Source organism: Dactylosporangium vinaceum, from assembly GCF_019904175.1.
GTDB lineage: Bacteria > Actinomycetota > Actinomycetes > Mycobacteriales > Micromonosporaceae > Dactylosporangium > Dactylosporangium vinaceum.
Genome location: NZ_CP061913.1, coordinates 8,752,569 through 8,776,461, shown reverse-complemented (window position 1 = coordinate 8,776,461; position 23,893 = coordinate 8,752,569). Strand labels below are relative to the sequence as shown.

Annotated in this window: 26 protein-coding genes; 14 read left to right on the top strand and 12 right to left on the bottom strand. The window is 73.6% G+C overall.

What is annotated here, in order from left to right; translation table 11 throughout:
* Window positions 1-10: 10 nt before the first annotated feature.
* Together Dvina_RS39300 and Dvina_RS39295 are read right to left on the bottom strand one after the other, a co-directional pair.
* Complete coding sequence (locus tag Dvina_RS39300; protein ID WP_246655607.1) at window positions 11-1,114, bottom strand: substrate-binding domain-containing protein; 1,104 nt, start codon at window positions 1,112-1,114, stop codon at window positions 11-13.
* A complete protein-coding gene (locus Dvina_RS39295) occupies window positions 1,111-2,844 on the bottom strand; it encodes a heparinase II/III domain-containing protein (protein WP_223094969.1) in 1,734 nt (577 codons plus the stop codon). Before Dvina_RS39295 ends, Dvina_RS39300 begins: the two co-directional genes overlap by 4 nt.
* Window positions 2,845-2,998: 154 nt before the next feature.
* Here Dvina_RS39295 and Dvina_RS39290 point away from each other — a divergent pair, with 154 nt between their 5' ends.
* The 7 genes from Dvina_RS39290 to Dvina_RS39260 all read left to right on the top strand — a co-directional run bounded on the left by Dvina_RS39290 (window position 2,999) and on the right by Dvina_RS39260 (window position 10,591).
* Entirely contained in the window at window positions 2,999-4,876 is a 1,878-nt protein-coding gene (locus Dvina_RS39290; protein ID WP_223094967.1) for a DUF2264 domain-containing protein, read from the top strand.
* Window positions 4,873-6,180, top strand: coding sequence for an ABC transporter substrate-binding protein (locus Dvina_RS39285; protein WP_223094965.1), 1,308 nt, complete (start codon window positions 4,873-4,875; stop codon window positions 6,178-6,180). The genes Dvina_RS39290 and Dvina_RS39285 overlap by 4 nt, the downstream gene beginning before the upstream one ends.
* Before the next feature lie 66 nt (window positions 6,181-6,246).
* Complete coding sequence (locus tag Dvina_RS39280; RefSeq protein ID WP_223094963.1) at window positions 6,247-7,149, top strand: carbohydrate ABC transporter permease; 903 nt, start codon at window positions 6,247-6,249, stop codon at window positions 7,147-7,149.
* The gene (locus Dvina_RS39275; protein ID WP_246655606.1) at window positions 7,146-8,039 is read left to right on the top strand and encodes a carbohydrate ABC transporter permease; all 894 of its coding nucleotides are present in this window, start codon (window positions 7,146-7,148) and stop codon (window positions 8,037-8,039) included. The genes Dvina_RS39280 and Dvina_RS39275 overlap by 4 nt, the downstream gene beginning before the upstream one ends.
* A 5-nt stretch (window positions 8,040-8,044) precedes the next feature.
* The gene (locus tag Dvina_RS39270) at window positions 8,045-8,725 is read left to right on the top strand and encodes a hypothetical protein (protein ID WP_223094961.1); all 681 of its coding nucleotides are present in this window, start codon (window positions 8,045-8,047) and stop codon (window positions 8,723-8,725) included.
* On the top strand, window positions 8,712-9,872 hold the full coding sequence (locus tag Dvina_RS39265; RefSeq protein WP_223094959.1) for a glycoside hydrolase family 88 protein: 1,161 nt from the start codon (window positions 8,712-8,714) through the stop codon (window positions 9,870-9,872). Before Dvina_RS39270 ends, Dvina_RS39265 begins: the two co-directional genes overlap by 14 nt.
* A complete protein-coding gene (locus tag Dvina_RS39260) occupies window positions 9,848-10,591 on the top strand; it encodes an SDR family oxidoreductase (RefSeq protein WP_281428192.1) in 744 nt (247 codons plus the stop codon). Before Dvina_RS39265 ends, Dvina_RS39260 begins: the two co-directional genes overlap by 25 nt.
* 3 nt (window positions 10,592-10,594) lie before the next feature.
* On the opposite strand, the gene Dvina_RS39255 is transcribed toward Dvina_RS39260, so the two are convergent.
* The 4 genes from Dvina_RS39255 to Dvina_RS39240 form a co-directional block, all read right to left on the bottom strand.
* Window positions 10,595-11,314, bottom strand: a complete 720-nt coding sequence (locus Dvina_RS39255) for a hypothetical protein (RefSeq protein ID WP_223094957.1) — start codon at window positions 11,312-11,314, stop codon at window positions 10,595-10,597.
* A 115-nt stretch (window positions 11,315-11,429) separates the two neighbouring features.
* Window positions 11,430-12,068, bottom strand: coding sequence for a hypothetical protein (locus tag Dvina_RS39250; protein WP_223094955.1), 639 nt, complete (start codon window positions 12,066-12,068; stop codon window positions 11,430-11,432).
* A gap of 30 nt (window positions 12,069-12,098) precedes the next feature.
* Window positions 12,099-12,605, bottom strand: coding sequence for a SigE family RNA polymerase sigma factor (locus Dvina_RS39245; RefSeq protein WP_223094953.1), 507 nt, complete (start codon window positions 12,603-12,605; stop codon window positions 12,099-12,101).
* Between the two features lie 45 nt (window positions 12,606-12,650).
* Entirely contained in the window at window positions 12,651-13,226 is a 576-nt protein-coding gene (locus tag Dvina_RS39240; protein ID WP_223094952.1) for a TetR/AcrR family transcriptional regulator, read from the bottom strand.
* 100 nt (window positions 13,227-13,326) lie between these two features.
* Between Dvina_RS39240 and Dvina_RS39235 the strand changes: the two genes are divergently transcribed.
* Window positions 13,327-14,361 (top strand): aldo/keto reductase, encoded by a 1,035-nt coding sequence (locus tag Dvina_RS39235; protein WP_223094951.1) that lies wholly within the window; start codon window positions 13,327-13,329, stop codon window positions 14,359-14,361.
* A 72-nt stretch (window positions 14,362-14,433) separates the two neighbouring features.
* On the opposite strand, the gene Dvina_RS39230 is transcribed toward Dvina_RS39235, so the two are convergent.
* The 4 genes from Dvina_RS39230 to Dvina_RS39215 form a co-directional block, all read right to left on the bottom strand.
* The gene (locus tag Dvina_RS39230; RefSeq protein ID WP_223094949.1) at window positions 14,434-15,021 is read right to left on the bottom strand and encodes a DoxX family membrane protein; all 588 of its coding nucleotides are present in this window, start codon (window positions 15,019-15,021) and stop codon (window positions 14,434-14,436) included.
* A 123-nt stretch (window positions 15,022-15,144) separates the two neighbouring features.
* On the bottom strand, window positions 15,145-15,729 hold the full coding sequence (locus tag Dvina_RS39225) for a TetR/AcrR family transcriptional regulator (protein WP_223094947.1): 585 nt from the start codon (window positions 15,727-15,729) through the stop codon (window positions 15,145-15,147).
* A gap of 76 nt (window positions 15,730-15,805) precedes the next feature.
* Complete coding sequence (locus tag Dvina_RS39220; protein WP_246655605.1) at window positions 15,806-16,330, bottom strand: TetR/AcrR family transcriptional regulator; 525 nt, start codon at window positions 16,328-16,330, stop codon at window positions 15,806-15,808.
* A gap of 208 nt (window positions 16,331-16,538) precedes the next feature.
* Window positions 16,539-17,618 carry a LacI family DNA-binding transcriptional regulator gene (locus Dvina_RS39215; protein WP_223094943.1) on the bottom strand — a complete coding sequence of 360 codons (1,080 nt, stop codon included), beginning with the start codon at window positions 17,616-17,618 and terminating at the stop codon, window positions 16,539-16,541.
* A gap of 266 nt (window positions 17,619-17,884) precedes the next feature.
* Here Dvina_RS39215 and Dvina_RS39210 point away from each other — a divergent pair, with 266 nt between their 5' ends.
* From Dvina_RS39210 to Dvina_RS39200, 3 genes are all read left to right on the top strand, one after another.
* Window positions 17,885-18,463 carry a polysaccharide deacetylase family protein gene (locus tag Dvina_RS39210; RefSeq protein WP_223094941.1) on the top strand — a complete coding sequence of 193 codons (579 nt, stop codon included), beginning with the start codon at window positions 17,885-17,887 and terminating at the stop codon, window positions 18,461-18,463.
* A 145-nt stretch (window positions 18,464-18,608) separates the two neighbouring features.
* Window positions 18,609-19,280 carry a TetR/AcrR family transcriptional regulator gene (locus Dvina_RS39205; RefSeq protein WP_223094939.1) on the top strand — a complete coding sequence of 224 codons (672 nt, stop codon included), beginning with the start codon at window positions 18,609-18,611 and terminating at the stop codon, window positions 19,278-19,280.
* A gap of 98 nt (window positions 19,281-19,378) precedes the next feature.
* Window positions 19,379-20,503 (top strand): FAD-dependent oxidoreductase, encoded by a 1,125-nt coding sequence (locus Dvina_RS39200; protein ID WP_223094937.1) that lies wholly within the window; start codon window positions 19,379-19,381, stop codon window positions 20,501-20,503.
* Between the two features lie 20 nt (window positions 20,504-20,523).
* Here the strand turns inward: Dvina_RS39200 and Dvina_RS39195 are convergent, their stop codons facing one another.
* Window positions 20,524-21,651 carry a glycosyltransferase gene (locus tag Dvina_RS39195; RefSeq protein ID WP_246655604.1) on the bottom strand — a complete coding sequence of 376 codons (1,128 nt, stop codon included), beginning with the start codon at window positions 21,649-21,651 and terminating at the stop codon, window positions 20,524-20,526.
* A gap of 82 nt (window positions 21,652-21,733) precedes the next feature.
* On the opposite strand from Dvina_RS39195, the gene Dvina_RS39190 reads away from it, so the two are divergent.
* Both Dvina_RS39190 and Dvina_RS39185 read left to right on the top strand, forming a co-directional pair.
* On the top strand, window positions 21,734-21,946 hold the full coding sequence (locus Dvina_RS39190) for a glycosyltransferase (protein ID WP_246655603.1): 213 nt from the start codon (window positions 21,734-21,736) through the stop codon (window positions 21,944-21,946).
* Window positions 21,898-22,182 carry a hypothetical protein gene (locus tag Dvina_RS39185; RefSeq protein ID WP_223094931.1) on the top strand — a complete coding sequence of 95 codons (285 nt, stop codon included), beginning with the start codon at window positions 21,898-21,900 and terminating at the stop codon, window positions 22,180-22,182. Before Dvina_RS39190 ends, Dvina_RS39185 begins: the two co-directional genes overlap by 49 nt.
* An 85-nt stretch (window positions 22,183-22,267) precedes the next feature.
* Here the strand turns inward: Dvina_RS39185 and Dvina_RS39180 are convergent, their stop codons facing one another.
* Window positions 22,268-23,032 carry an IclR family transcriptional regulator gene (locus tag Dvina_RS39180; protein WP_223094929.1) on the bottom strand — a complete coding sequence of 255 codons (765 nt, stop codon included), beginning with the start codon at window positions 23,030-23,032 and terminating at the stop codon, window positions 22,268-22,270.
* 228 nt (window positions 23,033-23,260) lie between these two features.
* Here Dvina_RS39180 and Dvina_RS39175 point away from each other — a divergent pair, with 228 nt between their 5' ends.
* On the top strand, window positions 23,261-23,887 hold the full coding sequence (locus Dvina_RS39175; protein WP_223094927.1) for a DUF4232 domain-containing protein: 627 nt from the start codon (window positions 23,261-23,263) through the stop codon (window positions 23,885-23,887).
* The last annotated feature ends 6 nt before the right edge of the window (window positions 23,888-23,893 follow it).

The window sequence follows — 23,893 nt, the reverse complement described above, 5'->3', positions numbered from 1 at the left end:
CGCCCCCGGCTCAGTGCGGGGGAGCCGAGGAGCCGCGAATCCGCAGCGCGGGGCTGATGACCACGCGGTGGGCCGGGCGCTCGGGGTCGCTCAGGCGGTCGGCGATCAGGCGGACCGCGGCGCGGCCGATCGAGCGGCGGGGCGGGCGCACGGCGGTCAGCGGCGGGCTGAACAGGCCGGCCACCTCGTCGTCGTAGGCGACCACCGACAGGTCGCCGGGGACCGACAGCCCGCGCTCCTCGCAGCGCTGGACCAGCGCGATGGCCTCGGCGTCGGCGTGGACCAGCAGGGCGCTCGTGCCGGTCCGCAGGCACCTGTCGAGCACCGCGTCCAGCGCGGCCGGCGACTCGGGCGTGCGCGCGTCCGGCACGGCGATGTCCACTGTGGACTCCGTGGCGAGGCCGCACTCGGCCGCCGCCTCCTGCCAGCCGCGGTGGACGTGCGGGCTGGTCGGGCTGTTCTCGGCGAGCACGACGCCGACCCGCCGGTGGCCCAGTGACACCAGGTGGCGCACGGCCATGGCGGCGCCGAGGGCGTGGTCGGTGACGACGGACTCGAGGACCTCGTGGTGCGGGCCGAACGTCGCCGTGCGCTCCAGCAACACGACGGGCAGGCCGGTGCCGACGAGCCAGGCGACGGTGGCCGGGGCCGTGGGGGCGTGCATCCGCGGGGTCACGATGAGCGCGTCGACCGCGAGCTGGTCCACGAGGCGGGTGAGCTGCGGGCGGTCGTCGCCGGCGTCGTACGACGAGCCGCGCAGCACCACGCGCATGTCCAGCTCGCGGGCGGCCTCCTCGGCACCCTGGGCGACGTGCGGCCAGTAGTAGTCGAGGGACGGCACGAGCATGCCGAGCGAGCGGCCGGACGGCTGCGTCGCGGACTCGTCGGCGGCCACGGCCGGGTCGTCGGCGTCGGGCAGGGCGACGCCGCCGTGGACGCGGCGGACCAGGCCCTCGGACGCGAGCTGGGCGATGTCGCGGCGGATGGTCACGGCGGCCGCGCCAAGGGTGTCGGTGAGGTCGGAGATGCGCAGCACGCCGTGGCGCTGCAACACTTCCAGCAGCCTGGTCCGGCGCTCCACCTGCAGCGGCCCGCGGTTGTCAGTTGTGCTCACCGAAGCTCCTCAATGCTCAGTTCGAGGGTACCGACCGGCTCCGCGACGGTGATGTCCAGCCGGGTGAGCCGCTCGCCCCACACGTCGCTGAGCATGGGGTCGTCCAGCTCACGCACGACAACGGCCCACGGGTGCCGGGCCGGCCAGGTCAGCACGACGGTGCCGGCCCCGTCGAGCGCGTCGATCTCGGCCCGCCCGTCATCGACCCGCAGGGTGCCCGCGATCATCCAGCGGATCTCGGTGCCACCCACATGGCCCGCCAGGTGCCAGGCGTCAGTCACCGTCACGCGCCCGGACGCGCGATCCAGGCGCGCCGCCCGCCGCCACCGGTGGCCGCCCGGATACGCCGCGCCGAGCTCCAGCGACAGCCCCGAACCCGCGGCGACGACGCCGGCCGCGGCCGCCGCGCGCCCGGGCTCCTGGAACGCGCCGCCCAGCACCGGCGTGTTGTGCCAGCCGCTCTGCATCGTCCAGAGCTCGTAGCGCCGGTCGGAGAACGTCTGCGCCGTGTACGTCGGCCGCCCGGGGTCCACCAGCACCGGTACCCCGCGCAGGGCCACGACCACGCTGCCGACGTCGTTGTGGTTGTGGTGCTCGTCGTTGTGCCCGCCCTTGACGGCGAGCGTCAGCCCGGCCGGGTCCCGGGCGATGAGCACCTGCGTCGACGGGAACCACACGTCGCCGGCCACGGGCCCGGCCGCCCCGGGGACGGCGTCGCGCCAGGCCCGGTCGGTCAGGGCCAGGAGCAGCCGGCCGAGGCCCTGCTCCTCGCCGGCCACCGGGCCGCCGGGGACCCGGTGGGCGGCCGCGTGCGCCTCGGCCGCGCGGTCATCGGCCCGGCGGGCGGCCCGGTGCAGCACCGCCCACGGCTGGTCGAGCGTCGGGCGGGCCTGGCCGTCGGCGTGGTTGAGGTACCAGGGGCCGCCGAGATGCACCGAGTGCGGGAACGCGACAGTGGCCCGCAGCTTCCCGTCGATCGGCCGGTCGAGCAGGTCGAGCGCCTCGAGCAGCCGGGCGGCGCCGTTCCACCAGTAGGAGTACCCCTCGTCGATGGCGCCGTCCTCGGGCAGCGCGGCCGCGAAGCGCTCCAGCCCGCCGACGGCCGCCGCGACCAGCCGCTCGCGCCGCCGCCGGTCGGGGGCCAGCGTCGCGGCGACCAGGACGTTGCCGTGAATCCACGGCGTCCAGTTGCCGACGGGCCCGTCGAGGCCGAGCCAGTGCCAGTCGCGGCGGTGCTCGAACGGGGTCAGCACCCGCACGTCGGCCTCGTGCCGGATGCGGGCGCGCAGGCCGGGGACGCGGGCGTCGAGCTGCTCGCCCAGCACGTGGTCGGCCCACGCGAGCTGGGCGGCGATCTCCGACGCGCCGAGGTCGAGGTAGGGGTCGGTGACGGTCGGCACCACCGCGCCGTGGCGGCTGAACGTGTCGTCGTGGGCGGGCCAGCACCAGCTGCTCTGCTCGCACAGCAGCTGGATGCCGTCGGCCGCCTCGTCGAGCCAGTCCGGCGAGCGGGTGGCGGCGGCGAGGGCGACGGCCCGGCTCAGGCGCCTGTCGCGGGCCCAGATCAGCTGTTCGTAGGCGTCGCGGTCGCCGTCGCGGAAGTACCGCGCGTAGTCCCGGGCGCGCGGCACCGGCCACGGCGTGCCGGCGACCGCTTCGGCCCGGGTGCGCAGGGCGGCGAGCGTCGGCGGGTCGGCGGCCGACGGGTCCCAGGGCGGCAGCGTGAACATGGGCTCCTCAGAGGGGGGTGTGAGCGATCGTGATCGTATCAGATCACTTTTGAATATGTAGGGTCTCTTGGGATTGACATGGTCGATTGTGAGCGTTTTACTTCCCGGAAACGCCGGCCGTTCACCTGGCCGACATGAGCCGGAGGGCAGCGACGTGCCTGGAACCGAGTGGCTCCGCGACGATTGGCTGCGGTTCGCCGACGGCCTGCTCGCGGCCGCCCGCCGGCACGCCTCACCCGGCCACGCGCGGATCACCCCGCCCGGCCCCGAGGGCGGCTACGGCCGCGCGATCGACGGCCTCGAAGGGTTCGCCCGGACGTTGCTGCTGGCCGGGTTCCGCATCGCGGGGGACCGCGGCGAGGGGCCGGTCGCGACCGAGCTCCTCGAGTGGTACTCCACCGGCCTCGCCACCGGCACCGACCCGGACTCGCCCGAGCGCTGGACCCGGCTGGACGAGCACGGCCAGGCGAAGGTCGAGGCCGCCTCGATCGCGCTGATGCTGGACCTGACCAGGGACTGGCTCTGGTCGAGGCTCGATGCGAGCGTGCGCGGGCGGGTCGTCGAATACCTCGCGCCGGCCGTCGGCGACCCGACGTACCCCCGGATCAACTGGGTCTGGTTCCGGCTCGTGGTGCAGACGTTCCTGCGCTCCGTCGGCGGGCCCTGGTCGGCCGCCGACGTGGCCGAGGATCTCGCGACCCACGACACGTTCCGCCGTGCCGACGGCTGGCTCGCCGACGGTGCCGGCCGCGCCTACGACCACTACACCGGCTGGGCGCTGCACCTCTACCCGACGCTGTGGGCCCGGATGGCCGGCGCGGAGGACCTGGCCGCGGGCCGCATCGAGCGCGACCGGGCCGACCTGGACCGCTACCTCACCGACGCGATCGAGCTGGTCGGCGCCGACGGCTCGCCGCTGCTGCAGGGCCGCAGCCTGATCTACCGGTTCGCCGCCGCAGCGCCGTTCTGGGTCGGCGGCCTGGCCGGGGTGCCGTCGCTGGCGCCGGGCCGCCTGCGCCACGCGGCCGAGCGGATCGTGCGGCACTTCGCCGACCACGGCGCGCCCGGCGCGGACGGCCTGCTCACCGTCGGCTGGCACGCGCCCTGGCCGCGGCTGGCCCAGGCGTATTCGGGGCCGGCCTCGCCGTATTGGGCGAGCAAGGGGCTGCTCGGCATCGCGCTGCCGGCCGGGCATCCACTGTGGACGTCGCCGGCCGAGCCGCTGCCGGTCGAGGAGCGCGACACGCTGCGCGCGATCGTGGCGCCCGGCTGGCTCGTGGCCGGCACGCGCCGCGACGGTGTCGTGCGCGTCGTCAACCACGGCACCGACCACGACATCGAGGGCTCCGACGGCGGCGACTCGCCGCTCTACGCCCGGATCGGCTACTCCACCGCGACCGCCCCGGTCCTGGACGAGGCCGCCTGGACCGATCCGCTCGACCAGTCGGTGGTGCTCGTCGACCGCGACGGCCGCCACACCCACCGGGCCGGCCTGACCACCCTTGACGTTCGCCTCGACGGTGCCGCGGGCATCGCCGGATCGCGCACGGCCGCCCACTGGGTCGAGGCCGAGCCGGGGCAGCGCGACCACGGCGGCGGCCGGACGGGCCCGGCCCGCCACGCCGGCGACATCACCGTCTACTCGGTCGTGCGCGGCCCGTGGGAGGTCCGCCTCGTCCGCGTCGACCGGCCGAGCGCTGACGCCGTGACACTGCGCGTCGGCGGCTGGCCCGTCACCGGCGACCGGCTCACCTCCACCGTCGTCGACCTGACAGCTGACGCACCATCGGTAAGCGGTATCGCCGTGCGCCCCGACGGCGGCCCCCTCGGCGGCCCGGTCCGCATCCCCTGGCTCGAGTACCCCGTGCGCCCGGGCCGGTGGCTCGCCGCGCTCGTCGAACTCAGCACCGCCCCCGCGCCGGCACCGTGCACCGTGACGCTGGACGAGTCCGGTGAAACGTTGCACGTGCGGGTCACCTGGCCCGACGGCGCGGACACCCCACACCCCATCACCCTGAAGGAGAAGGGATGAAGCGCTCGTTCACGGCCACGGTGAGCGTCGTCGCGGCCCTTGCACTCACGCTGGCCGGCTGCGGCGACGACGATGCCGCGCCGGAGACCATGCCGACCGGCCCGATCACGCTCAGCCTGGCCGGCTGGAGCCTGGCCACCACTCCCGAGTTCAAGACCCTCGCCGACGGCTTCCACGCCGCCAACCCCAACGTGACGGTCGAGCTCAAGGAGTACGACGCCACGAACTACGACACGCAGATGATCGCGGACCTGGCGGCGAAGAAGGCCCCGGACATCTACATCCAGAAGAACCTGAAGAACTTCTACACGTACCAGTCGGGCAAGCAGCTGCTGGACGTCTCCGACGTGGCCGGCAAGCTCGACGACAAGGTCGGCGGCCTGTCCGGCTACAAGGTCGACGGCAAGACGTGGGCAGTACCGTACCGGCAGGACTCGTGGGTCCTGTTCTACAACCGGGCGCTGTTCGACAAGGCCGGTGTGCAGTACCCCGACAGCTCCTGGACCTGGGACGACTACGCCGCCGCGGCGAAGCGGCTGACCACCGCGCTCAAGGGCGCCGGCTCCAGCGCGCTCGGCGACTACCAGCACGTCTGGCAGTCGACGGTGCAGGGCTTCGCGCTCGCGCAGACGCCCGGGGCCAAGCTGGAGAGCGGCGACTTCGGCTACCTCAAGCCGTACTACAGCCGCTCGCTCGACCTGCAGACCGCGGGCGCCCAGCCGACGTTCGGCACCGCGACCACGAACAAGCTCACGTATCAGGCGCAGTTCGGCAAGCAGTCGGCGGCGATGATGCTCATGGGCACCTGGTACATCGCCACGCTGCTGAAGCAGCAGTCGACGGGTGACGCCGACACGTTCGCCTGGGGCATGGCACCGGCGCCGCAGTTCGACGCGAGCACCACCGGCACGTCGAAGAAGCCGATCACCTTCGGCGACCCGACCGGGCTCGGCATCAACGCGGGCATCGACAAGCAGAAGGTGGCCGCGGCCAAGGCGTTCCTCGCCTACGCGGCCAGCCAGCAGGGCGCCAAGAGCCTGGCCGGGATCGGCATCACCCCGGCCGACACGGCCGCGGTGACCGGCGACCTGTTCGCGCTCAAGGGCATGCCGAGCGACGACGTGTCGAAGTTCGCGTTCTCCACGCACGAGACCCGGCCCGAGAACCCGGTCTCGAAGTACACGGCGGGCCTGCAGAACCTCCTCAACGACATGCACTCCGCGGTGCTGTCGGGCAGCAAGGACGTCGACGGCGCGATCAAGGCCGCCCAGGACCGGGCCAAGAACGAGGTCCTGAACAAGTAGTCCCGCACCAGATCCCCGGGCCGCCGGTGCCTGCTGCACCGGCGGCCCACACCCCGGGAGACCTCCATGGCAACCCTGTCGCCGCCTCGCCGGCGCGTCCGGCCCGCCGTGCGCAACGCGCTGCTCGGCTGGTCGTTCATCCTGCCGAACTTCATCGGCTTCGCCCTGCTGACGCTCGTGCCGGTGGTCACGCTGTTCTATTACGCGTTCACCGACTGGAACATCTTCGGGGTCGCGGAGTGGGTCGGCGTCGCCAACTTCGAGCAGATGTGGCACGACGACAGCTTCTGGACGGCCCTGTGGAACACGGTCGTCTACACCGTGTTCCACATCCCGCTCACGATGGGCGCCGCGCTCGGGCTGGCCCTGCTGCTCAACCGCCGGCTGCGCGGCGTCGCGTTCTTCCGCACCGTGGCGTTCTTCCCCTACATCACCTCGATCGTGGCGATCGCCCAGGTCTGGAACATGCTGTTCAGCCCCGAGTTCGGCCCGGTCAACGCGCTGCTGCGGGCCCTGGGCGTCGCGCACCCGCCGGGCTGGACGGTGTCGTCGGACTGGTCGATGCCGGCCGTCATCATCGTTGGCACCTGGCGCGAGATGGGCTACTACATGCTCATCTTCCTGGCCGGCCTGCAGACGGTGCCGACCCAGCTCTACGAGGCCGCCCGCATCGACGGCGCCAACGCCTGGCAGCGCTTCCGGGCGGTGACGGTGCCGGGCCTGCGCCCGACCACGTTCTTCGTCACCGTCATGCTCACCATCGGCAGCTTCAAGGTCTTCGACCTCATCCTGCTGCTGACCAACGGCGGGCCGGGCCAGTCGACACTCGTGCTGTCGCAGTACATCTGGCAGAAGGGCTTTCTGGAGAACCAGTTCGGCTACGCGTCGGCGATCTCGGTCGTGCTCTTCGCGATCTGCCTGCTCATCACCGCCGTGCAGTTCGCCGTGAACAAGCGGAGGGCATCGTGACAACACTGCTCGACGGGCCGAAGCTCGACGCGGGGACGGCCCCCGCTCCCGGGTCCGGTGGTGGCCGGCGGGTCGGCCCGTTCTGGCGGCTGCTGGGGTACCTCGTGCTGCTCCTCGCCGCCGCCGGCCTGCTGCTGCCGTTCTTCTGGATGCTGCTGTCCTCGCTGAAGCACAACAACGAGGTGTTCACCGCGCCGATCACCTGGATCCCCGACACCGTGGTGTGGCAGAACTACGTCGACATCTGGCACAAGTCGGATATGGGCACCTGGCTGGGCAACACCCTGTTCCTGGCGGTCGTCATCACGTTCCTGCAGGTCCTCACGGGCAGCTTCGCCGCGTACGGGTTCGCCAAGATCCGGTTCCGGGGCCGCGACGCGCTGTTCCTGGCCTACGTCGCCACGATCGCGGTGCCGTGGCAGTCGTACATGGTGCCCCAGTTCGTGCTCATGTCGAAGGCCGGGCTGTCCGACACGCGGTGGTCGATCGTCGCGCTGCAGGCGTTCGCGGCGCTCGGGGTGTTCCTCATGAAGCAGTACTACGAGACGATCCCCGAGGAGCTGTCCGAGGCCGCGCGGATGGACGGCATGAGCGAGTACGGCATCTACCGGCGCATCATGCTGCCGCTGTCGATGCCGGCGCTGGCCAGCCTGACGCTGCTCACCTTCGTCGGCACCTGGAACGACTATCTCGGGCCGCTGCTCTACCTGCGCAGCCCCGACCTGCGCACCATCCAGCTGGGGCTCTCGACGTTCATCTCGCAGTACAACGCCGAATATGCCCTGATCATGACCGGGTCCGTGCTGTCGGTGCTGCCGATCGCGGTCATCTTCCTGCTCGGCCAGCGGTACTTCGTCGAGGGCCTCGCCACCAGCGGGCTCAAGGGGTGAGCGGCATGCGCATGCGGCACGAGACCATCGGGACACTCTTCGACGTGGTGTACCTGGCGCTGGCCGGCAACCTGCTGTTCGTCCTCGGGGCCGCGCCGGTGCTCGCCGTCGCGCTCGTCACCGACACCTCGCGGTCGTGGCCGCTTGTCGCCCTGGCCGCGCCGCTCGCCGCGCCGGGGCTGTGCGGGCTGTTCGCGGTGTTCGCCGGCTACCGCGCCGGCCGGTCGACGGCCGTCGTGGCCACGTTCGCGCGGGCCTGGCGGGCCTCGCTGCGCCGGGCGGTCCAGCTGGGCGCGGCCGCCGCCGGCGCGCTCGTCGTGCTCGGCGTCGACGCCCGCGCCGCCTGGGGCCGGCCCGTCGGTGCGGTCGCGATCCCGGTGCTGGCCACCGGCATGCTCGTCGTGGTCGCGGCGGCGCTGCTCGGGCTCGCGGCCCTGGCGGAGCGGCCCGCCGCGCGGCTGCGGGACGTCGCGCGGGTGTCGGCGTACCTCGGCATCCGCGCCTGGCCGTTGACGCTGCTGTCGCTGACCGTCCTCGCGCTCCTGCTCACCCTGTTCACCGCCCGGCCCGCGATCGCGCTCGGTCTCGCGGCCGCCCCGCTGCTGTACGTCGTCTGGGCCAACAGCCGGTTCGCGCTGCGCGCCGCCCTGGAACCACAAGGAGAAACCGCACATGACGTCTCGTGACGTCCGCTCCGTCCGCGACGCTGTCACAGCCGCACTGCGCACGATCGACACCAACCTCGCCGAGTTCGGCTCGCTGTATCCGGGCGACACGACTGTCGACAGGCGGTATCGGCTGCGCCCCTCGGAGCTCGGCGCCGGCGCGAACGTCGGGTGGACCACGAGCTTCTGGCCCGGGATGATCTGGCTGGCCCACGAGCTCACCGGCGACGCCCGCTACGAGCGGCAGGCCGCGGCGCACGTGGCCGGGTTCGCCGAGCGCATCCACGGCCGCGTCGACGTCGAGACACACGACCTCGGCTTCCTGTACACGCTGTCGTGCGTCGTCCCGTGGAGCCGGACCGGCGACGAGGTCGCCCGCGGGGCCGCGCTGGCCGCCGCCGACCACCTGCTGACCCGGGTGCTGGAGCCGGCCGGGATCATCCAGGCGTGGGGCGATCTGCAGGACCCGGCGCAGCGGGGCCGGACCATCATCGACAGCCTGATGAACACGCCGCTGCTGTTCTGGGCGACGCGGGTCACCGGTGACGAGCGCTACGCCGGCGCCGCCCGCCGGCACGTGCTCCAGCTGCGCGACCACATCATGCGTCCGGACGACACCACGTTCCACACGTTCTACTGGGACCCGGCGACAGGTGCCCCGCTGCGCGGTGAGACCGAGCAGGGCAACGCCGACGACTCCTGCTGGGCCCGGGGCCAGGCGTGGGGCATCTACGGCTTCACGCTCAACCACCGCCACACCGGCGACCCGACGCTGCTGGCCGCGGCCCGCCGCTGCGCCGACCGGTTCCTGTCCCACCTGCCGGCCGACGAGGTCGCCTACTGGGACCTGATCTTCGGCGACGGCAGCGGCGAGGAGCGCGACAGCTCGGCCGCCGCGATCGCCGTCGGCGGCCTGCATGAGCTGGCCGCGGCGCTCGGGGAGCCGTCCTACGCCGACGCCGCCGACCGCATCCTGACCTCCCTCATCGCCGGCTACGCGGCCGGGGACGACTCGAACGCGCTGCTCCTGCACGGCGTCTACGACAAGCCGAAGGGCGTCGGCGTCGACGAGGGCAACCTGTGGGGCGACTACTTCTACCTGGAGGCGCTGACCCGCGCGGCCCGCCCCGGCTGGACCGCGCCGTGGCTGCCCGGAGCGGCCGGATGATCCTCGACGCCTTCCGCCTGGACGGCCGGACCGCGCTCGTCACGGGGGCGAGCCGCGGGATCGGCCGGGGCTTCGCGACAGCCCTCGCCGCGGCGGGCGCCGACGTGGTCGGGCTGGGCCGGACCGCGCCCCCCGGTGCCGCCCGGTTCATCGAGTGCGACCTGGCGACGGCCGGGCCGGCCACCCTCGCCGCCGCCGTGGAGTCGCTCGACCGGCTCGACATCCTGGTGAACAACGCCGGCATCATCCGCCGCTCACCGGCGGCCGGCATGAGCGCGGCCGACTGGGACGAGGTCCTGACCGTCAACCTCGACGCGGTGTTTCACCTGAGCCGGGCCGCGGGCCGCCGGATGCTGACGGCCGGCGGCGGGCGCATCGTGAACGTGGCGTCGATGCTGTCGTTCCAGGGCGGCCTGGGCGTCGCGTCCTACGCCGCGTCGAAGCACGCCGTCGTCGGGCTGACCCGGGCCCTGGCGAACGAGTGGGCCGGGCGCGGCGTCAACGTCAACGCCATCGCGCCCGGCTATATCGAGACCGACAACACCGCACCGCTGCGCGCCGACCCGGCCCGGTTCGCCGCGATCTCGGACCGGATCCCCGCGGGCCGCTGGGGCACGCCGGACGACCTGGCCGGCGCGCTCGTCTTCCTCTGCTCGGACGCGGCCCGCTACGTGCACGGCACCGTCCTGCCGGTCGACGGCGGCTGGCTGGGCCGCTGAGGGTCACCAGCCGCCGTCGAAGAACGCCCGCAGCGCCGGCCCCGGGTCGGCCGCGGTGGTCGCGTTGGCCACCACGACGAGGAGGACGGCGAGGGCGGTGAGCGCGGTGACGGTGCCGAGCGCGCCGAGCAGCCGGCGTGTCCGCCGCTCGGCCGCGTCCGTCGCCGCGAAGCGGCGCCACAGCAGGATCGCAGCGGTGACGAGGACGATGGCGAGCACGGCGGCGATGACGGCCATGACCTCGTGGTAGCGGCCGAAGTCGGCGACGAGCGCGCCGAGCACGGCCGGCTCCGGCGCGCCCGCGAGCGGCTCGCTCCCGATCACCATCGGCAGCAGCGACGAGAGCGGGACCAGGGCGCCCTGCACGTTGGCCGCGACCGTCACGAGCGCCAGCAGGCCGAGCCCGGTCACGGCGGCCAGACCCGCGAGGGCGGCCTTTCCCCGGTGACGGGCGAGGCGGAGCCCGAGCGGGACGAGCACGGCCAGGACCAGCGCGGCGAGGGCGCCCTTGACGACGTGGTAGCGCAGCCAGAACTCGACGAGCCGGTCCAGCTGCGGCCCCCGCCGCCCGGTCTGCCAGTAGCCGGCGAACGCCTCGCGCAGCGCCGCGGTGAACCGGGAATGGTCGGCGAACCCGCTGTCGGTCCCGAGGGCGGCGACGGGCCCGGGGGCGAGCACGAACGCGGCGATGAGCGCCGCGGTGAGGGCGATGAGTCTGCGCACGCTGTCAGCCTGGCCGCACCGGCGGCGCGGGGACACCGCGCGCGCGGGAGTCTTCGGGGTAACGCTGGCTATACGGCCGGCCCGGGTCCGCGGGGCCCGGGCCGGCCGGTGTCGCTCAGCCCGCGGTCGTCAGGGCGCCGGGCTCCATGTGGATGCCGTTGCCGAAGCTGACGATGTCGGTGCCGGTCCAGCCGAGCGTCGGCCAGACCTGGATCACGAGGTACACCCCGTTGTCCTGCTTGACGAACAGCGTCGAGGGCTTCGTGTCGCCCTTCATGACCGCCAGCACCGCCGGGCGGCCCTGGACGGTCACCGACTGCTTGCCGACGCCGTCCGGGACGCTCCGCTCGGCCAGGATGGTGATCTTGCCCTCGAACGAGTGCGGGTCCCGGTCGGCGATGCCCACGGGGGCGAGGGTCAGGCCGTCGCGGTCCACGCCCTGGACCTCCCAGCCCTGCGGGACCTGGTCGATCGTGAAGCCCGCCGGCTGCGTGCCTTCATAGGCCACCAGGTGTACCGTCGCGGCCCCGCCCCCGGCCGGAGGCGCCGCCGGTCCGGAGCCGTGCAGCCCCGGCACGACGAGTGCGGCGGTGAGCACGAGCGCGGCCACGCCCGACGCGCCGGCGATGCGGGTGAAACGGTTGCGGCGCAGCGCCGTGCGGGCGCGGGCCAGGTCGGCCTCGACGGTGTCCGGGCCGGGTGCCGCGGCCGGACCGGCCAGGTGCTCGAGGCGGTCGTGCAGGTCGAATGCCATAGGTGCCCCTTGTGTCGTGGTGATGTGGCGTCAGGGCCGGGTGCCGACCGGGACGAGCGACACGCGCAGCAGCTCCAGCGCGCGGGCCGTCTGGCTCTTCACGGTGCCCTGGCTGCAGCCCAGGGCGGTCGCCGTCGCGGCAACGTCCAGGTCGTGGAAGTACCGGAACACCACCACCGCCCGCATGCGCGGCGGGAGGCCCCGCAGCGCGGCGATGAGCTCGTCGACCGATTCGCGGTCGACGTCCGGCTCGGCCTGCGCCAGGTCCGGCAGCACGGCCGCCGGTCGCTCGCGCTGGGCGGCCGGCCGCCGCCGCTCGTCGGTCAGCGTGTTGACCATGATGCGGTACACGTAGCCGCCCGGATTGCTCGCCCGGCGGTACCTGGGCCACTTGACGTACAGCTTCGTCAGCGTGGCCTGCACCAGATCCTCGGCGAGGTGATGGTCACCGGCAGTGAGCAGCCGGGCTGTGCGCACCAGCTCGGCTCTTCGCTCCCGGACGTAGCGCCGGAACTGCTCGTCCCGTTCGTTCGTCACATCGTCTCCTTCCATCCCTGACACCCGACAGACGAGCGGACGGTGTCATCGGTTGGTCGGCTCCTCCCGCGATTCCAGACCGCGCAGGGCGGCCCGCAGAATCGGCGTGACGTAGGCGGTGTCGGCCTGGATCGCGGCGATGGCGTGCACCAGGTCCAGGATCTGGTCGATCGAGAGGTCCCGGCGGATCTCGCCGCTGTGCTGGGCGGCGGCCAGCAACGGCGCGCCGGCGGCGGTGACCCGGGCGCGGTTGCCGGTGAACAGCGGGTCGGCCCGGTCGGTGTGCTCGAGCAGCGAGGCCGCGATGTGCCGCTTGTTGCTGAAGAACGTGAAGAACTCGTCGAGCCAGGCCCGCAACCGCTCGCCCGGGGTGGCGCCGGGCACGGTGGCCGCGGCGGCGCAGACCGAGTCGGTCTCCTCGTTGTAGAGCGCCTCCAGCAGCTCCCGCTTGCCGGGGAAGTTGCGGTAGAGGGTGGCCATGCCGACGCCGGCGCGGCGGGAGACCTCGGCCATCGAGACGTCGAGCCGCGCGTCGGCGAACGCGGCGCGGGCGGCCGCCAGGATCTTGGCGCGGTTGCGCTCGGCGTCGGGGCGCCGGGCGGCGGGGGGTGGCTGCGGCACGGCGGACTCCCGGGCAGTACGAACAAGTGGACAGGCTATCCACTTCGTGGCTACGGTGTACGGGCAAGTGGACAGGCTGTCCACATGATAGGGGAGCACCGTGGAGTATCGACCGCTGGGCCGCACCGGCATGAACGTCAGCCAGCTCTGCCTCGGCGGCATGATGTTCGGCGCGTTCGGCAACGCCGATCACGACGACGCCGTGCGGATCGTCCGCCGGGCCCTCGACGCCGGGATCAACTGCATCGACACCGCCGACGGCTACTCGGCGGGGCAGTCCGAGGAGATCATCGGCGCGGCGCTGGCCGGCGGCCGGCGGGACACCGTCGTGCTCGCCACCCGGTTCGGGGTGCCGATGAGCGACGACCCCAACCACCGCGGCGCGTCCCGCCGCTGGATCATCGAGTCCCTCGACGCCTCGCTGCGCCGGCTGCGCACCGACCACGTCGACCTCTACCAGGTAGGCGTCCCCGACCCGGCCACGGACGTCGACGAGGTGCTCGGCACCCTCACTGACCTGGTGCGCGCGGGCAAGATCCGGGCGTTCGGCGCGTCGAAGGTCCCCGCGTCGGAGATCGTCGAGGCGCAGTGGGTCGCCGACCGGCGCGGCCACGCCCGCTTCCGGACCGAGCAGCCGCCGTACAACCTGCTGACCCGGGCGATCGAGTACGACCTGCTCCCGGCCTGCCGCCGCCACGGGCTCGGCGTGCTCGCGTACAGCCCCCTGGCCGGCGGGTGGCTCTCCGGCCGGTACCGCGCGGGCGGTGCCGGCGCCGGCCCCGGCTCGGCCGCCCGCCGGCGCAGCGCCGGGAAGTACGACGCCGGGGCCACCGCCAACGCCGCGAAGCTCGCCGCCGTCGAGGCGCTCGGCGCGCTCGCCGACGAGGCCGGGCTGACACTTGTGCAGCTGGCCGTCGCGTTCGTGGTCCGGCACCCGGCGGTGACGTCGGCCATCATCGGCCCGCGGACCATGGAGCACCTGGAGGGGTACCTCGCCGCCGATGGCGTGCAGCTGTCCGCGGATGTCCTCGACCGGATCGACGCGATCGTCCCGCCCGCCGCGACGGTCGACATCGCCGACAACATGTGGGAGTACGGCACGCCGGCGCTCGCCGCCACCGCCCGCCGCCGCTAGCGTGCAGCAGAAGATCGGCGGCCGGCTCCCGTGGTGCATGGGAGCCGGCCGCCGATGGGGGGAGAGCAGTGGTCAGATGAGCCAGCGGTTGCGCTGGACGAAGGGCAGCTTGGCCCACAGCTTGCCGAGGCCCCAGGTCTGCCCGGCGTAGGTCAGGGCGATGACCACGAGCGCGATCGCGTAGACCACGTGGTAGTCGGTGAGCGGGTTGGTCGAGCCGCTGGGGGCGCCGGCCGCGGTGTGCTGCGCGATCGGGAACTCGGCGAGCCACATGAAGGCCATCATCAGGGCGCCCGACGCGGCGGCGATGCGGGTGCCGACGCCGGCGAGCAGGGCGATGCCGATGCCGAGCAGGCCGAGCATGAAGAACCAGTTCGCATACCAGGTGCCGGCGATGGTGTGGAAGAAGCCCTGCAGCGGGCCGACGTCGACCGAGGCGAGGAAGCCCTTGGTCGGCGAGCCGCCGTTGATCCAGGCCCGCGCCGACGGGGTCGAGTAGCCGAGGCCGAACAGCTTGTCGGCGAACGCCCAGAGGAAGACGAACCCGGTGGCGTACCGCAGCACCGCGAGGGCCCGCGCCGCCGCCTTGGTGAGCATGTGTCCCGGTGCCTCGACCCGCTCGAGGTGGCTGGCTGCTGCGTGGTTGGTGTGGGTGCTCATGGTTCTCGGCCTCCCGGTGCCGTGCTCGCTGTCTGTGCCAATAGCTTCGCGCCGCGGCCGGGGTGAGCGCCGGTGCCGAAGCGACCCACTGTGCGGGACGTTCGGCCCCTGTCGATCCGGGACCTACGGGCGCGCCGGCAGCAGCGCGGCGATCAGGTCCCGCAGCGGGCCGGCGAGGTCGTCGCGGCCGGCCGACTGCAGCGGCTCCATGGCCCCGACGGACCGCAGCAGGACGATGCCCAGCGACGCGGCGAGCACCATCTGGGCCCGCAGCAGGGTCTCGTCGTCGCCGGGCCGGTGGCCGGCCGCGGCGGCGAGGCGCTCGGCCGAGGTGCGCAGGACGCCGCGGCGGATCTCGTCGGCGCGCTCGTCGCCGGAGGAGCGCAGCAGCAGCATCAGCTGGCTGGGCGGGTCCTGCGAGCCGATCCGGGACGCCTGGTCGGCGATGATGAGGTGGATCTCGGACAGCGGCACGTCCCCGGTCTCCCGCTTGATCTCGTCGACCGCGGCGGTCAGGCAGGCCTCGAACAGGCCCTCCTTCGACTCGAAGTACCTGGCGATGAGCGCCACGTTCACGCCGGCCTCGTCGGCGATGTCGCGCAGGGTGGTGGTGCTGTACCCGTGCTGCGCGAACCGGCGGCGCGCGGTCTGCAGCAGCAGCGCGCGGGTCTTGGCGGCGTCCCTCCGGCGGGCCGGTGTGGCGGTCATCCGATCACCGTACCTGCCCGCCGACGCTTGTAAACGGTCGTTGACTTGTCGAGGCCGGATTGGCGGTCGCCGGCCGTCAGCTGCGCAGGATCGACACGCACAGGCCCGTCAGGTGATCGACGAGCGGATCGGCGGGGTCCTGCATGTCGTGCCAGACCCAGTCGATGAGGACCTCGCTGATGCCGGCGATCAGCGCCAGGATCGTTCGCTTGTACCGCACCACGTCCGCCCGCAGCGCCGGTGCCAGCGGAGCCAGGAGCCGGCCGAAGAGGTCGGCCTCCTCGCGCAGCACCCCGCGCCGGCGCAGCTCCATGCGCGGCGCGTTGATGTAGATGATCCGGGCCCGCTGCGGATGCTCGGCCAGCAGGCGCACGAGCGTCGCCAGCATCGGGCGCAGCGCCCCGTCGAGACTGTCCGCGCGGCGGGGCGCGGACGCGGCGATCTGCGTCAGGAGCCAGCCGTTGACCTCGCGGTGCAGCACGAGGACGAGCGCCTCGCGGTCGGTGAAGTGGTCGTAGAAGTACCGTTTGGAGACGCGGGCCAGACTGCACACGTCGGCGACGGTCACGTCGTCGTACTCCCGTGCCGCAAACAGTTGCACCGCCGCCGCCACCAGCCGTTCGCGCCGGTCCGCGGCTCGTTGCTCACGGGTCTGCCCCCCGTAAGTTTCGCCGCGCCCGGACGGCCTTTCGGCCACCCGCTCACCTCCAAGTCGCCTTGCCCCGGAATGCGGACACCGTACCCGAAGATCCGACTCGACAATCGCCAGGCACTTTCCGGAACGTTCCGGCAACCTTTCGGTGGAAGTTTCACCGCCGCGGCGGCGGCGCGGTGCTTTCCCGGATGACGAGGGACGTGGCCAGCTCGACCCGCGACGGCTCCACCGGCTGCCCGGTGGCCAGCTGCAACACCATCTCGGCCGCGGCCCGCCCCATCCCGGCGAACGGCTGGCGCACCGTTGTCAAGGGCGGCCCGCACCAGCGCGCCACCTCGACGTCGTCGAACCCGACGACGCTCAGGTCCTCCGGCACCCGCAGCCCCGCCCGGCGGGCCGCCTCGTAGACGCCGAGCGCCTGCAGGTCGTCGCCGCACAGGATCGCCGTCGGCCGGTCGGGCCCGGCGAGCAGCTCCCCGCCGAGCTGCGCACCGTCGGCGAACTCGAACAGCCCGCTGCGCACCAGAGCCGGGTCCAGCGGCAGCCCCGCCGTTTCGAGCGCGGCCCGGGCCGCCTCGAGCCGGGCCCGCGAGCACATGAACTGCGCGGGCCCGGTGATGACGCCGATGCGCCGGTGGCCCAGGTCGATCAGGTGGCGGGCGGCCGCGATCCCGCCGCTCCAGTTCGTGGTCCCGACCGAGGGCGTGTCGTGCACCGGCTCGCCTGTCGGGTCGAGCACCACCAGCGGCACGCCGCTGGCCGTGAGCTGCTGGTAGTACTGCCCCCGGTAGGCCGAGTGCACGGCGATGACCCCGGTCGGCCGGCGGGACAGCAGCAGGTCGGCGGTCCGCCGGCCGGCGCGCGGCGCCCGCCCCTGCAGGTCGGTGAAGCCGACGGTCAGCCCGCGGTCGCGCACGACCCCCTCGACCCCGCGCATGATCTCGACGGCCAGGTGGCTGTCCAGCCCGGAGAACGCGACCTCGACGATCGGCATCGCGCTGGTGGCGTCGGTGCGGCGGTACCCGTGCTCGCGCAGCAGCGCCTCGACCCGCTCCCGGGTGTCGACGGCGATGCCCGAACGACCGTTCAAAACTTTCGAGACCGTCGGCGGCGACACTCCCGCCAGCCGCGCGATGGCCGCCACGGTCACCGAACCGCGGGGCCGCCGGACCCCCTTGCCCGGCGTACCTTCGGGCTGGCCCAGGGCCTTTCCCTGGGCATTCGCATCGGTCATGACCGAATCATAGGCCCGCGCCGATCGGTACCCGTGACCATCGGCGGGCTCCGATCCCGGCGCCGCCCGGCCATTGACGAGCGTCGGCGGCGGTCGTACCGTGAGGAAACATTTCCGGTAATGGGCCGAATGTTTCGAAACCCAGGGGCGGTCATGGCACCCAGACGGCACTACCTCCGGCCCGGCCGGCGACTGCGCTGCGCGCCCCCGACCAGCGCGAGCGCGGCCCAGCGGGACTCGCCGGAAATTCGTCCCGAGGTGGGCCGGTGACCGGCTACGTGGCGCTCACGTTCGACGACGGCCCCGACCCGCGACACACCGCCGCGCTGGTGCAGACCCTGCGCCGCGAGCACGCGCGGGCGACCCTGTTCACCATCGGCCGCAACGCCCGCACCTACCCGCGCCTGCTGCGTTCGGCCGGCCGCGCCGGGCTGTGGATCGGCAACCACACCTGGACCCATCCGGACCTGACCACCCTGACGCCGCCCCGGGCCGGCGCGGAACTGCGCCGCACCCAGGCGCTGCTGCGCAAGCTCGCCGGAACGGTGCCGCGGCTGTTCCGCCCGCCCTACGGCGCGACCGGTCCGGCCGTCCGCGCCGCCGCGGCCCGGCTGGGCCTGACCGAGGTCCTGTGGGACGTCGACTCCCGCGACTGGGCCGGTGCCACCACCGACGAGATCGTGGCGTCGGCGGCCCGGCTGACGGACGGGCAGGTCCTGCTGCTGCACGAGACGTCCCCGGCGGCGATCGCCGCCGTCCCGCGGATCCTGGCCGACCTGCGCGGCCGGGGACTGCACCCGGGCCGGATCTGCCCGGAGACCGGCCGGGCGGTGGCGCCGCAGTGACGACCCCGAGACGCGGCGGGTGCGGTGCTGGGGCTCACCGCACCCGCCGTCTTCCCCGCACCCGCCACCTTCCCCGGGCCGCTGCGACGCGGGTCTCCCCGATTGGGGCTGGCGCTTGACGAACGCGTTCGTTACGATCGTGTTCATGAGTCCTCGTCGCGTGCCGGTCAGCCGGCGTGAGCGCCCCGCGAAGGCCGCCCTGAGCCGGGCGGCCGTGATCGCGGTAGCGCTGCGGATCATGCGGGACGAAGGGCTGGAGAAGGTGACGATGCGGCGGCTCGCGTCGGAGCTGGACACCGGACCGGCCTCGCTGTACGTGTACGTCACCAACACCGCGGAGCTGCACGGCGCACTCCTCGACGAGCTCCTGTCCGGTCTGGAGCCCCCCGCGGCCGGCATCGCATGGCGGGGCGGTGTCGTCGCGCTGCTGTCGCAGTACACCCGCCTGCTCTTCGCACATCCGAGCCTGGCCCGGTCCGTGCTCACGCTGCGGCCGTCCGGGCCGAACTACCTGCGGTTCGTCGACTCGCTGCTCGGCCTCCTGCTGGCCGGTGGGGTGGCCGCGCGGTCGGCGGCCTGGGGAGTCGACCTGCTGTTGCAGCTGGCCACGGCCACGGCGGTGGAGCAGGGGACGCGGGACCGCTCCGCGGACGCCGAGGGGGAGGTCTACCTCCAGGCGATGGCGGTCCGCGAGGCCGCGGTGGCGGAGTATCCGAGCATCGACCGGGTGCGCGACGAGCTGTTCTCCGGGACGGGGGAGGAGCGGTACCGGTTCGCGTTCGACGCGCTGCTCGACGGCATCGCCGCGGCGCGCTGATCACCGGGACGCCGCCGCCATGTTTTTTTGACCATCGGAAACGCGTTCGTCACGAACGCGTTCGCCAAACTGCACCACTCACCAGAAGGAGCGGTTTCATGGAACAGCTGCAGATCGGGATCGTCGGCGGCGGGCTGGGCGGGCTCACGCTTGCGCGGGTCCTGCACGTGCACGGCATCGCGGCGACCGTGTACGAGCTGGACGCGTCGGCGACCGCGCGTACCCAGGGAGGAATGCTCGACATCCACGACTACAACGGCCAGGTCGCGCTGCACGCCGCCGGGCTGATGGACCGGTTCCAGGCGATCATCCACCCGGGCGGCGAGGCGATGCGCATCCTCGACCGGCACGCCGAGGTCCTGGTCGACGAGGCCGACGACGGCGGGCGCGGCCGGCCCGAGGTCGACCGCGGCCACCTGCGCCGGATGCTGCTCGACTCGCTGCCCGCCGGGACGGTGCGGTGGGGCAGCAAGGTCACAGGCATCACCGCGACCGGCGGCGGCCGGCACGAGCTGACCTTCGCCGACGGGTCGACGGCCACCACCGATGTGCTTGTCGGCGCGGACGGCGCCTGGTCACGGGTGCGGCCGCTGCTGAGCGACGCCCGGCCGGCGTACGCGGGCATCACGTTCTTCGACATCGACCTGCCCGACGCCGACACGCGGTATCCGGACGCGGCCGCGGTCGTCGGGGCCGGGATGCTGTTCGCGCTCGGGTCGGGCAAGGGGTTCCTGGCCCACCGCGAGACCGACGGCAGCCTGCACGTCTACGCGGCGCTCAAGGTGGCCGAGGACTGGGCGGCCGGCCCCGGCGACCTGCGGGCGCGGCTGGTCGAGCAGTTCGCCGGCTGGTCGCCCCGGCTGGTCTCGCTCATCACGTCGTTCGACGGGCCGCTGGCGCCGCGGACCATCAACGTACTGCCGGCCGGGCTGCGCTGGGACCGGGTGCCGGGCGTGACGCTGCTCGGCGACGCCGCCCACCTGATGTCGCCGTTCGCCGGGGAGGGAGCCAACCTGGCGATGCTCGACGGAGCCGAGCTCGGCAAGGCCCTCGCGGCCGGCCGGGGCGACGTGGAGGCGGCGCTGACGGCGTACGAGACGGCGATGTTCCCGCGCGGCGCCGAGGCGTCCCGCGAGGCCAACGCCAACCTGGAGATCTGCTTCCGCGACGACGCGCCGCAGAGCCTCATCGACCGGTTCGCCGCGTACGCCGCCGGTCACTGACGCCGTTGCGGCGGCCGCTGTCACCGCAGCAGCTCGTGCAAGCGCTGCGCCGCCAGGTTCGCACCGTCCGTGCGGATCTGCGGCGCCAGCGCACGGGCCCGGTCGGCGTGGCCGTGCCCCAGCACGTGGTGCAGGGCGTCGCCCAGCGAGTCGGGTGTCGCCGCGACCCCGACACCGAGCGCGGCGACGCGCGCCGCCCAGTACGGCTGGTCGTACACCTGCGGCAGCACCACCTGCGGCACCCCGGCGGCAGCGGCCGCGGTCGTGGTGCCGGCCCCGCCGTGATGCACCACCGCCGCCACCCGCGCGAACAGCGCCTGCTGGTTGACCTCGCCGATCGTGAGGCAGTCCGGCCCGTCGCCGCCCGCATCGAGCCCGGCCCAGCCCGCGCTGACGATCGCCCGCCGCCCGGCCGCGCGGGCCGCGGCGAGCATCGTGGCGCCCAGGTCGGCGGTGGGGGAGCGGATGCTGCCGAGGCCGAAGTACACGGGTGCGCTACCGGCGGCCAGAAACTGCTCCACCGAGTCGTCGAGCGGCCGATCGTCAGCCACCAGCAACGCCCCCGGCTGCCACACGTCACCCGGCCCGGGCCATGGACCCAGGACCGGGTCGCAGGCCAGCCACGGCTCCCCGGTCAGCACGTGCGCCTGCGTGTCGGCGACCGGATCCAGCCCCAGCGCGGCCCGGTGCGCGTTCAGCGGAGCACCGAACATGCTTTCCGTTGGCCGCGGGACCGACAGGGACGGCGAGTGGCGCGGCGACGGGAGCACGATCGGGCAGTAGGCGAGGAAGCGGTACGGGACCCCGAGGACCTGCGCCACCGACGGCGCCGCGATCTGCAGGGCCGTCGCGCCCACGATGCCGTCGCACCCCTCGGCCGCCGCGTGCACGGTGGCGAACTGCTCGACCACGCTCCGCCGGGCCAGCTCGGCCAGGTCCGACGGGCTCGGGCGGCCGGCGGACGGGGCGGCCGTCGACCGCAGCGACGGGCCGATCGGGGTGACGGCGAAGCCGAGACCCTCGATCCACGGCTGGAAGTCGGGCGGCACGCAGAAGCGGGCCTCGATCCGCAGATCGCGCAGGGCGAGCCCCAGCGCGACCAACGGCTGGACGTCGCCACGTGAACCGATCGTCGAAAGCAGCAGCACCCGGGCATTCTGGCCGCGTATGGGGGTCTTGCCACAAGCCCCCGGCAGCGATATACGTTGAAGTGGGGCCGATGATGTGACGATGGTGAGCGTCGCAATCGTGGCCATCGGGAGCCGCGGTGACGTCGCTCCCTACACCGGGCTCGGCGTGCGGCTGCAGGCGGCCGGCCACAACGTCACAGTGGCCACCCACGCCGTCTTCGAGCCGCTCGTGCGCCGCCACGGCCTCGGCTCCACCTCCTGCCGATGGACACCCAGGAGCACCTGCGCCTCCGGTTCGCCGACCGCGGCCTGACCCGCATGACGATCGCCGTCAACACGATTGTCGCCGAGCACGCCCGCCCCCTCGCCCAAGCGATGCTCGCCGCCGCCCGCGAGGCCGACGCGGTGCTCGTCACCCCGCCCAGCTGGTTCGCCGCCGTCATCGCCGAGGGCCTCGACATACCGAGCGCTGGCCACCGCACTGCACGCCGAGGACGGCGCCGCCGCGGTCATCGACGAACTGGCCCGCCTGACCGCCTGACCGCCTGACCGGCCCTGCCCGGCTCGGTCGCTCCGTGCGCCCGTGGACGCCGCGGCCCGCCACGAGCGGGCGCGGACGCGGGGTGGGGCGGGGTTATGCGGCGGCGGAGCGGAGCAGGGTGCGGGAGATGCCGCAGGCTGCGGTGACCACGGCGGGCACCAGGGCGGAGGGCTGGAGCCCGTCGAACGGCACGATGACCGAGAGCGCGGCGACGACGCGGCCCTCGACGTCGCGGACCGGGGCGGCCACGGAGACGGCGTTCATCTGGACCTGGCGGTCGCTCACCGCGTGGCCGGCCCGGCGGACCTTGGCCAGGGTGGTGCGCAGCCGCCCCGGATCGGCGATCGTCAACGGGGTGAAGGCGACGAGCGGGCCGGCGAGGTACTCCTCGACGACCGCCCGCGGCGCGTGGGCCAGCAGCACCAGCCCGACGCCCGTGGCGTGCGCGGGGAGCCGCCCACCGACCCGGCTGCGCACGACGAGGGCCCCGCGGCCGGAGAGCCGCTCGACGTACACGACATCGGAGCCCTCGAGCACCGCCAGCTGCACATGCTGGTGCGTGGCCTCGTAGAGGTCCTCGAGATACGGCATGGCCGCCTCCCGCAACCCGAGCCCCCGCGGCGCGAGCGCGGCCACCTCGAAGAGCCGCAGCCCGATCTGGTATCGCCCGTCCGCATCCCGCTCCAGCGCACCCCAGGCCGCGAGCTCGCCCACGAGCCGGTGCGTGGTGGCGAGCGGCATCCCGGCCCGCCGGCTGATCTGCGACAGACTCAGCCGCCGGTGCTCACCGTTGAACGCGCCGAGCAGGCTCAGCACACGGCTGGTCACGGTCCGGCCGGCGACGTTACCGGTGGTCATGGCGGTGTCCCCCCGGGGAAGCTTTCCCCCGAAAGCTTCCCCGCCCTGGACCGGATCAGTCAAGGGGGTCACCGACCCATCCGCCGGCTCCGCCCCGCCGCCGCATGCCCACACCCCGACCGATGACCACAGTGGACGAAGACCATCGGCGCGATGGTGCCGGCGGCCGGCCGAGTCGCCCGGCGCCGGGATGCATCGGGTCGCCGCGATCCGGGTACGGTGACCGGCATGCGTAGAAAAGCCGTGTTTCCGCTGATGATGCTCCTGGCGGCGGCCGCGGGGTGTGGCGGTGGGGACGGTACCGCCGCCGCGCCCGCCGCCTCCGGGGCGCCGACGACGCCGGTCGCCGGCTCCGCCGCGGCGTCGGGGCAGTCGACCGGCCCGGCACCGTCCGCGTCCGCGGGTGGCGGTGGTGACGTCACGAATCGCTGCCGTCACGGTGGCATCACGTTCAAGGTGCAGGACGCGCCGGGCGGTGGCGCGGCGGGGAGCCAGTACCTCTGGATCGTGCTCACCAACCCCTCGTCCCGGGCGTGCACGCTGTACGGGTACCCGGGCGTCTCCTGGGTCACCGGGGACGGCGGGCAGCAGGTGAACCAGCCGGCCGAGCGGGACACCGGCGTCGAGCCGAAGCAGGTGAAGCTGGAGTCGGGCCAGTCCGCGCACGTGCAGGTCCGCAGCCCCCAGCCCGGCAACTTCGGCGACGCCTGCAAGCCGGTGGACGTCCGGGGCTACCGGGTGTATCTGCCCGACGAGACCGCCGCGGACTTCGTGCCGTCCCCGCAGCGCGTCTGCTCGGCCGACGGCGTGGGCCGCGCCCAGGTCGGCCCCGTCGTCGCCGGACTTTCCCAGTAGCGGCAC

What these genes read in the sequence shown, in the direction of transcription:
- Dvina_RS39200 (WP_223094937.1), top strand. Translation starts at nt 19,379, where the DNA reads ATGGAACAGCTGCAGATCGGGATCGTCGGCGGCGGGCTGGGCGGGCTC.
- Dvina_RS39250 (WP_223094955.1), bottom strand. Translation starts at nt 12,068, where the DNA reads ATGGCATTCGACCTGCACGACCGCCTCGAGCACCTGGCCGGTCCGGCC.
- Dvina_RS39295 (WP_223094969.1), bottom strand. Translation starts at nt 2,844, where the DNA reads ATGTTCACGCTGCCGCCCTGGGACCCGTCGGCCGCCGACCCGCCGACG.
- Dvina_RS39185 (WP_223094931.1), top strand. Translation starts at nt 21,898, where the DNA reads ATGGACACCCAGGAGCACCTGCGCCTCCGGTTCGCCGACCGCGGCCTG.
- Dvina_RS39265 (WP_223094959.1), top strand. Translation starts at nt 8,712, where the DNA reads ATGACGTCTCGTGACGTCCGCTCCGTCCGCGACGCTGTCACAGCCGCA.
- Dvina_RS39285 (WP_223094965.1), top strand. Translation starts at nt 4,873, where the DNA reads ATGAAGCGCTCGTTCACGGCCACGGTGAGCGTCGTCGCGGCCCTTGCA.
- Dvina_RS39280 (WP_223094963.1), top strand. Translation starts at nt 6,247, where the DNA reads ATGGCAACCCTGTCGCCGCCTCGCCGGCGCGTCCGGCCCGCCGTGCGC.
- Dvina_RS39270 (WP_223094961.1), top strand. Translation starts at nt 8,045, where the DNA reads ATGCGCATGCGGCACGAGACCATCGGGACACTCTTCGACGTGGTGTAC.
- Dvina_RS39225 (WP_223094947.1), bottom strand. Translation starts at nt 15,729, where the DNA reads ATGACCGCCACACCGGCCCGCCGGAGGGACGCCGCCAAGACCCGCGCG.
- Dvina_RS39205 (WP_223094939.1), top strand. Translation starts at nt 18,609, where the DNA reads ATGAGTCCTCGTCGCGTGCCGGTCAGCCGGCGTGAGCGCCCCGCGAAG.
- Dvina_RS39230 (WP_223094949.1), bottom strand. Translation starts at nt 15,021, where the DNA reads ATGAGCACCCACACCAACCACGCAGCAGCCAGCCACCTCGAGCGGGTC.
- Dvina_RS39215 (WP_223094943.1), bottom strand. Translation starts at nt 17,618, where the DNA reads ATGACCGATGCGAATGCCCAGGGAAAGGCCCTGGGCCAGCCCGAAGGT.
- Dvina_RS39180 (WP_223094929.1), bottom strand. Translation starts at nt 23,032, where the DNA reads ATGACCACCGGTAACGTCGCCGGCCGGACCGTGACCAGCCGTGTGCTG.
- Dvina_RS39190 (WP_246655603.1), top strand. Translation starts at nt 21,734, where the DNA reads ATGGTGAGCGTCGCAATCGTGGCCATCGGGAGCCGCGGTGACGTCGCT.
- Dvina_RS39175 (WP_223094927.1), top strand. Translation starts at nt 23,261, where the DNA reads ATGCGTAGAAAAGCCGTGTTTCCGCTGATGATGCTCCTGGCGGCGGCC.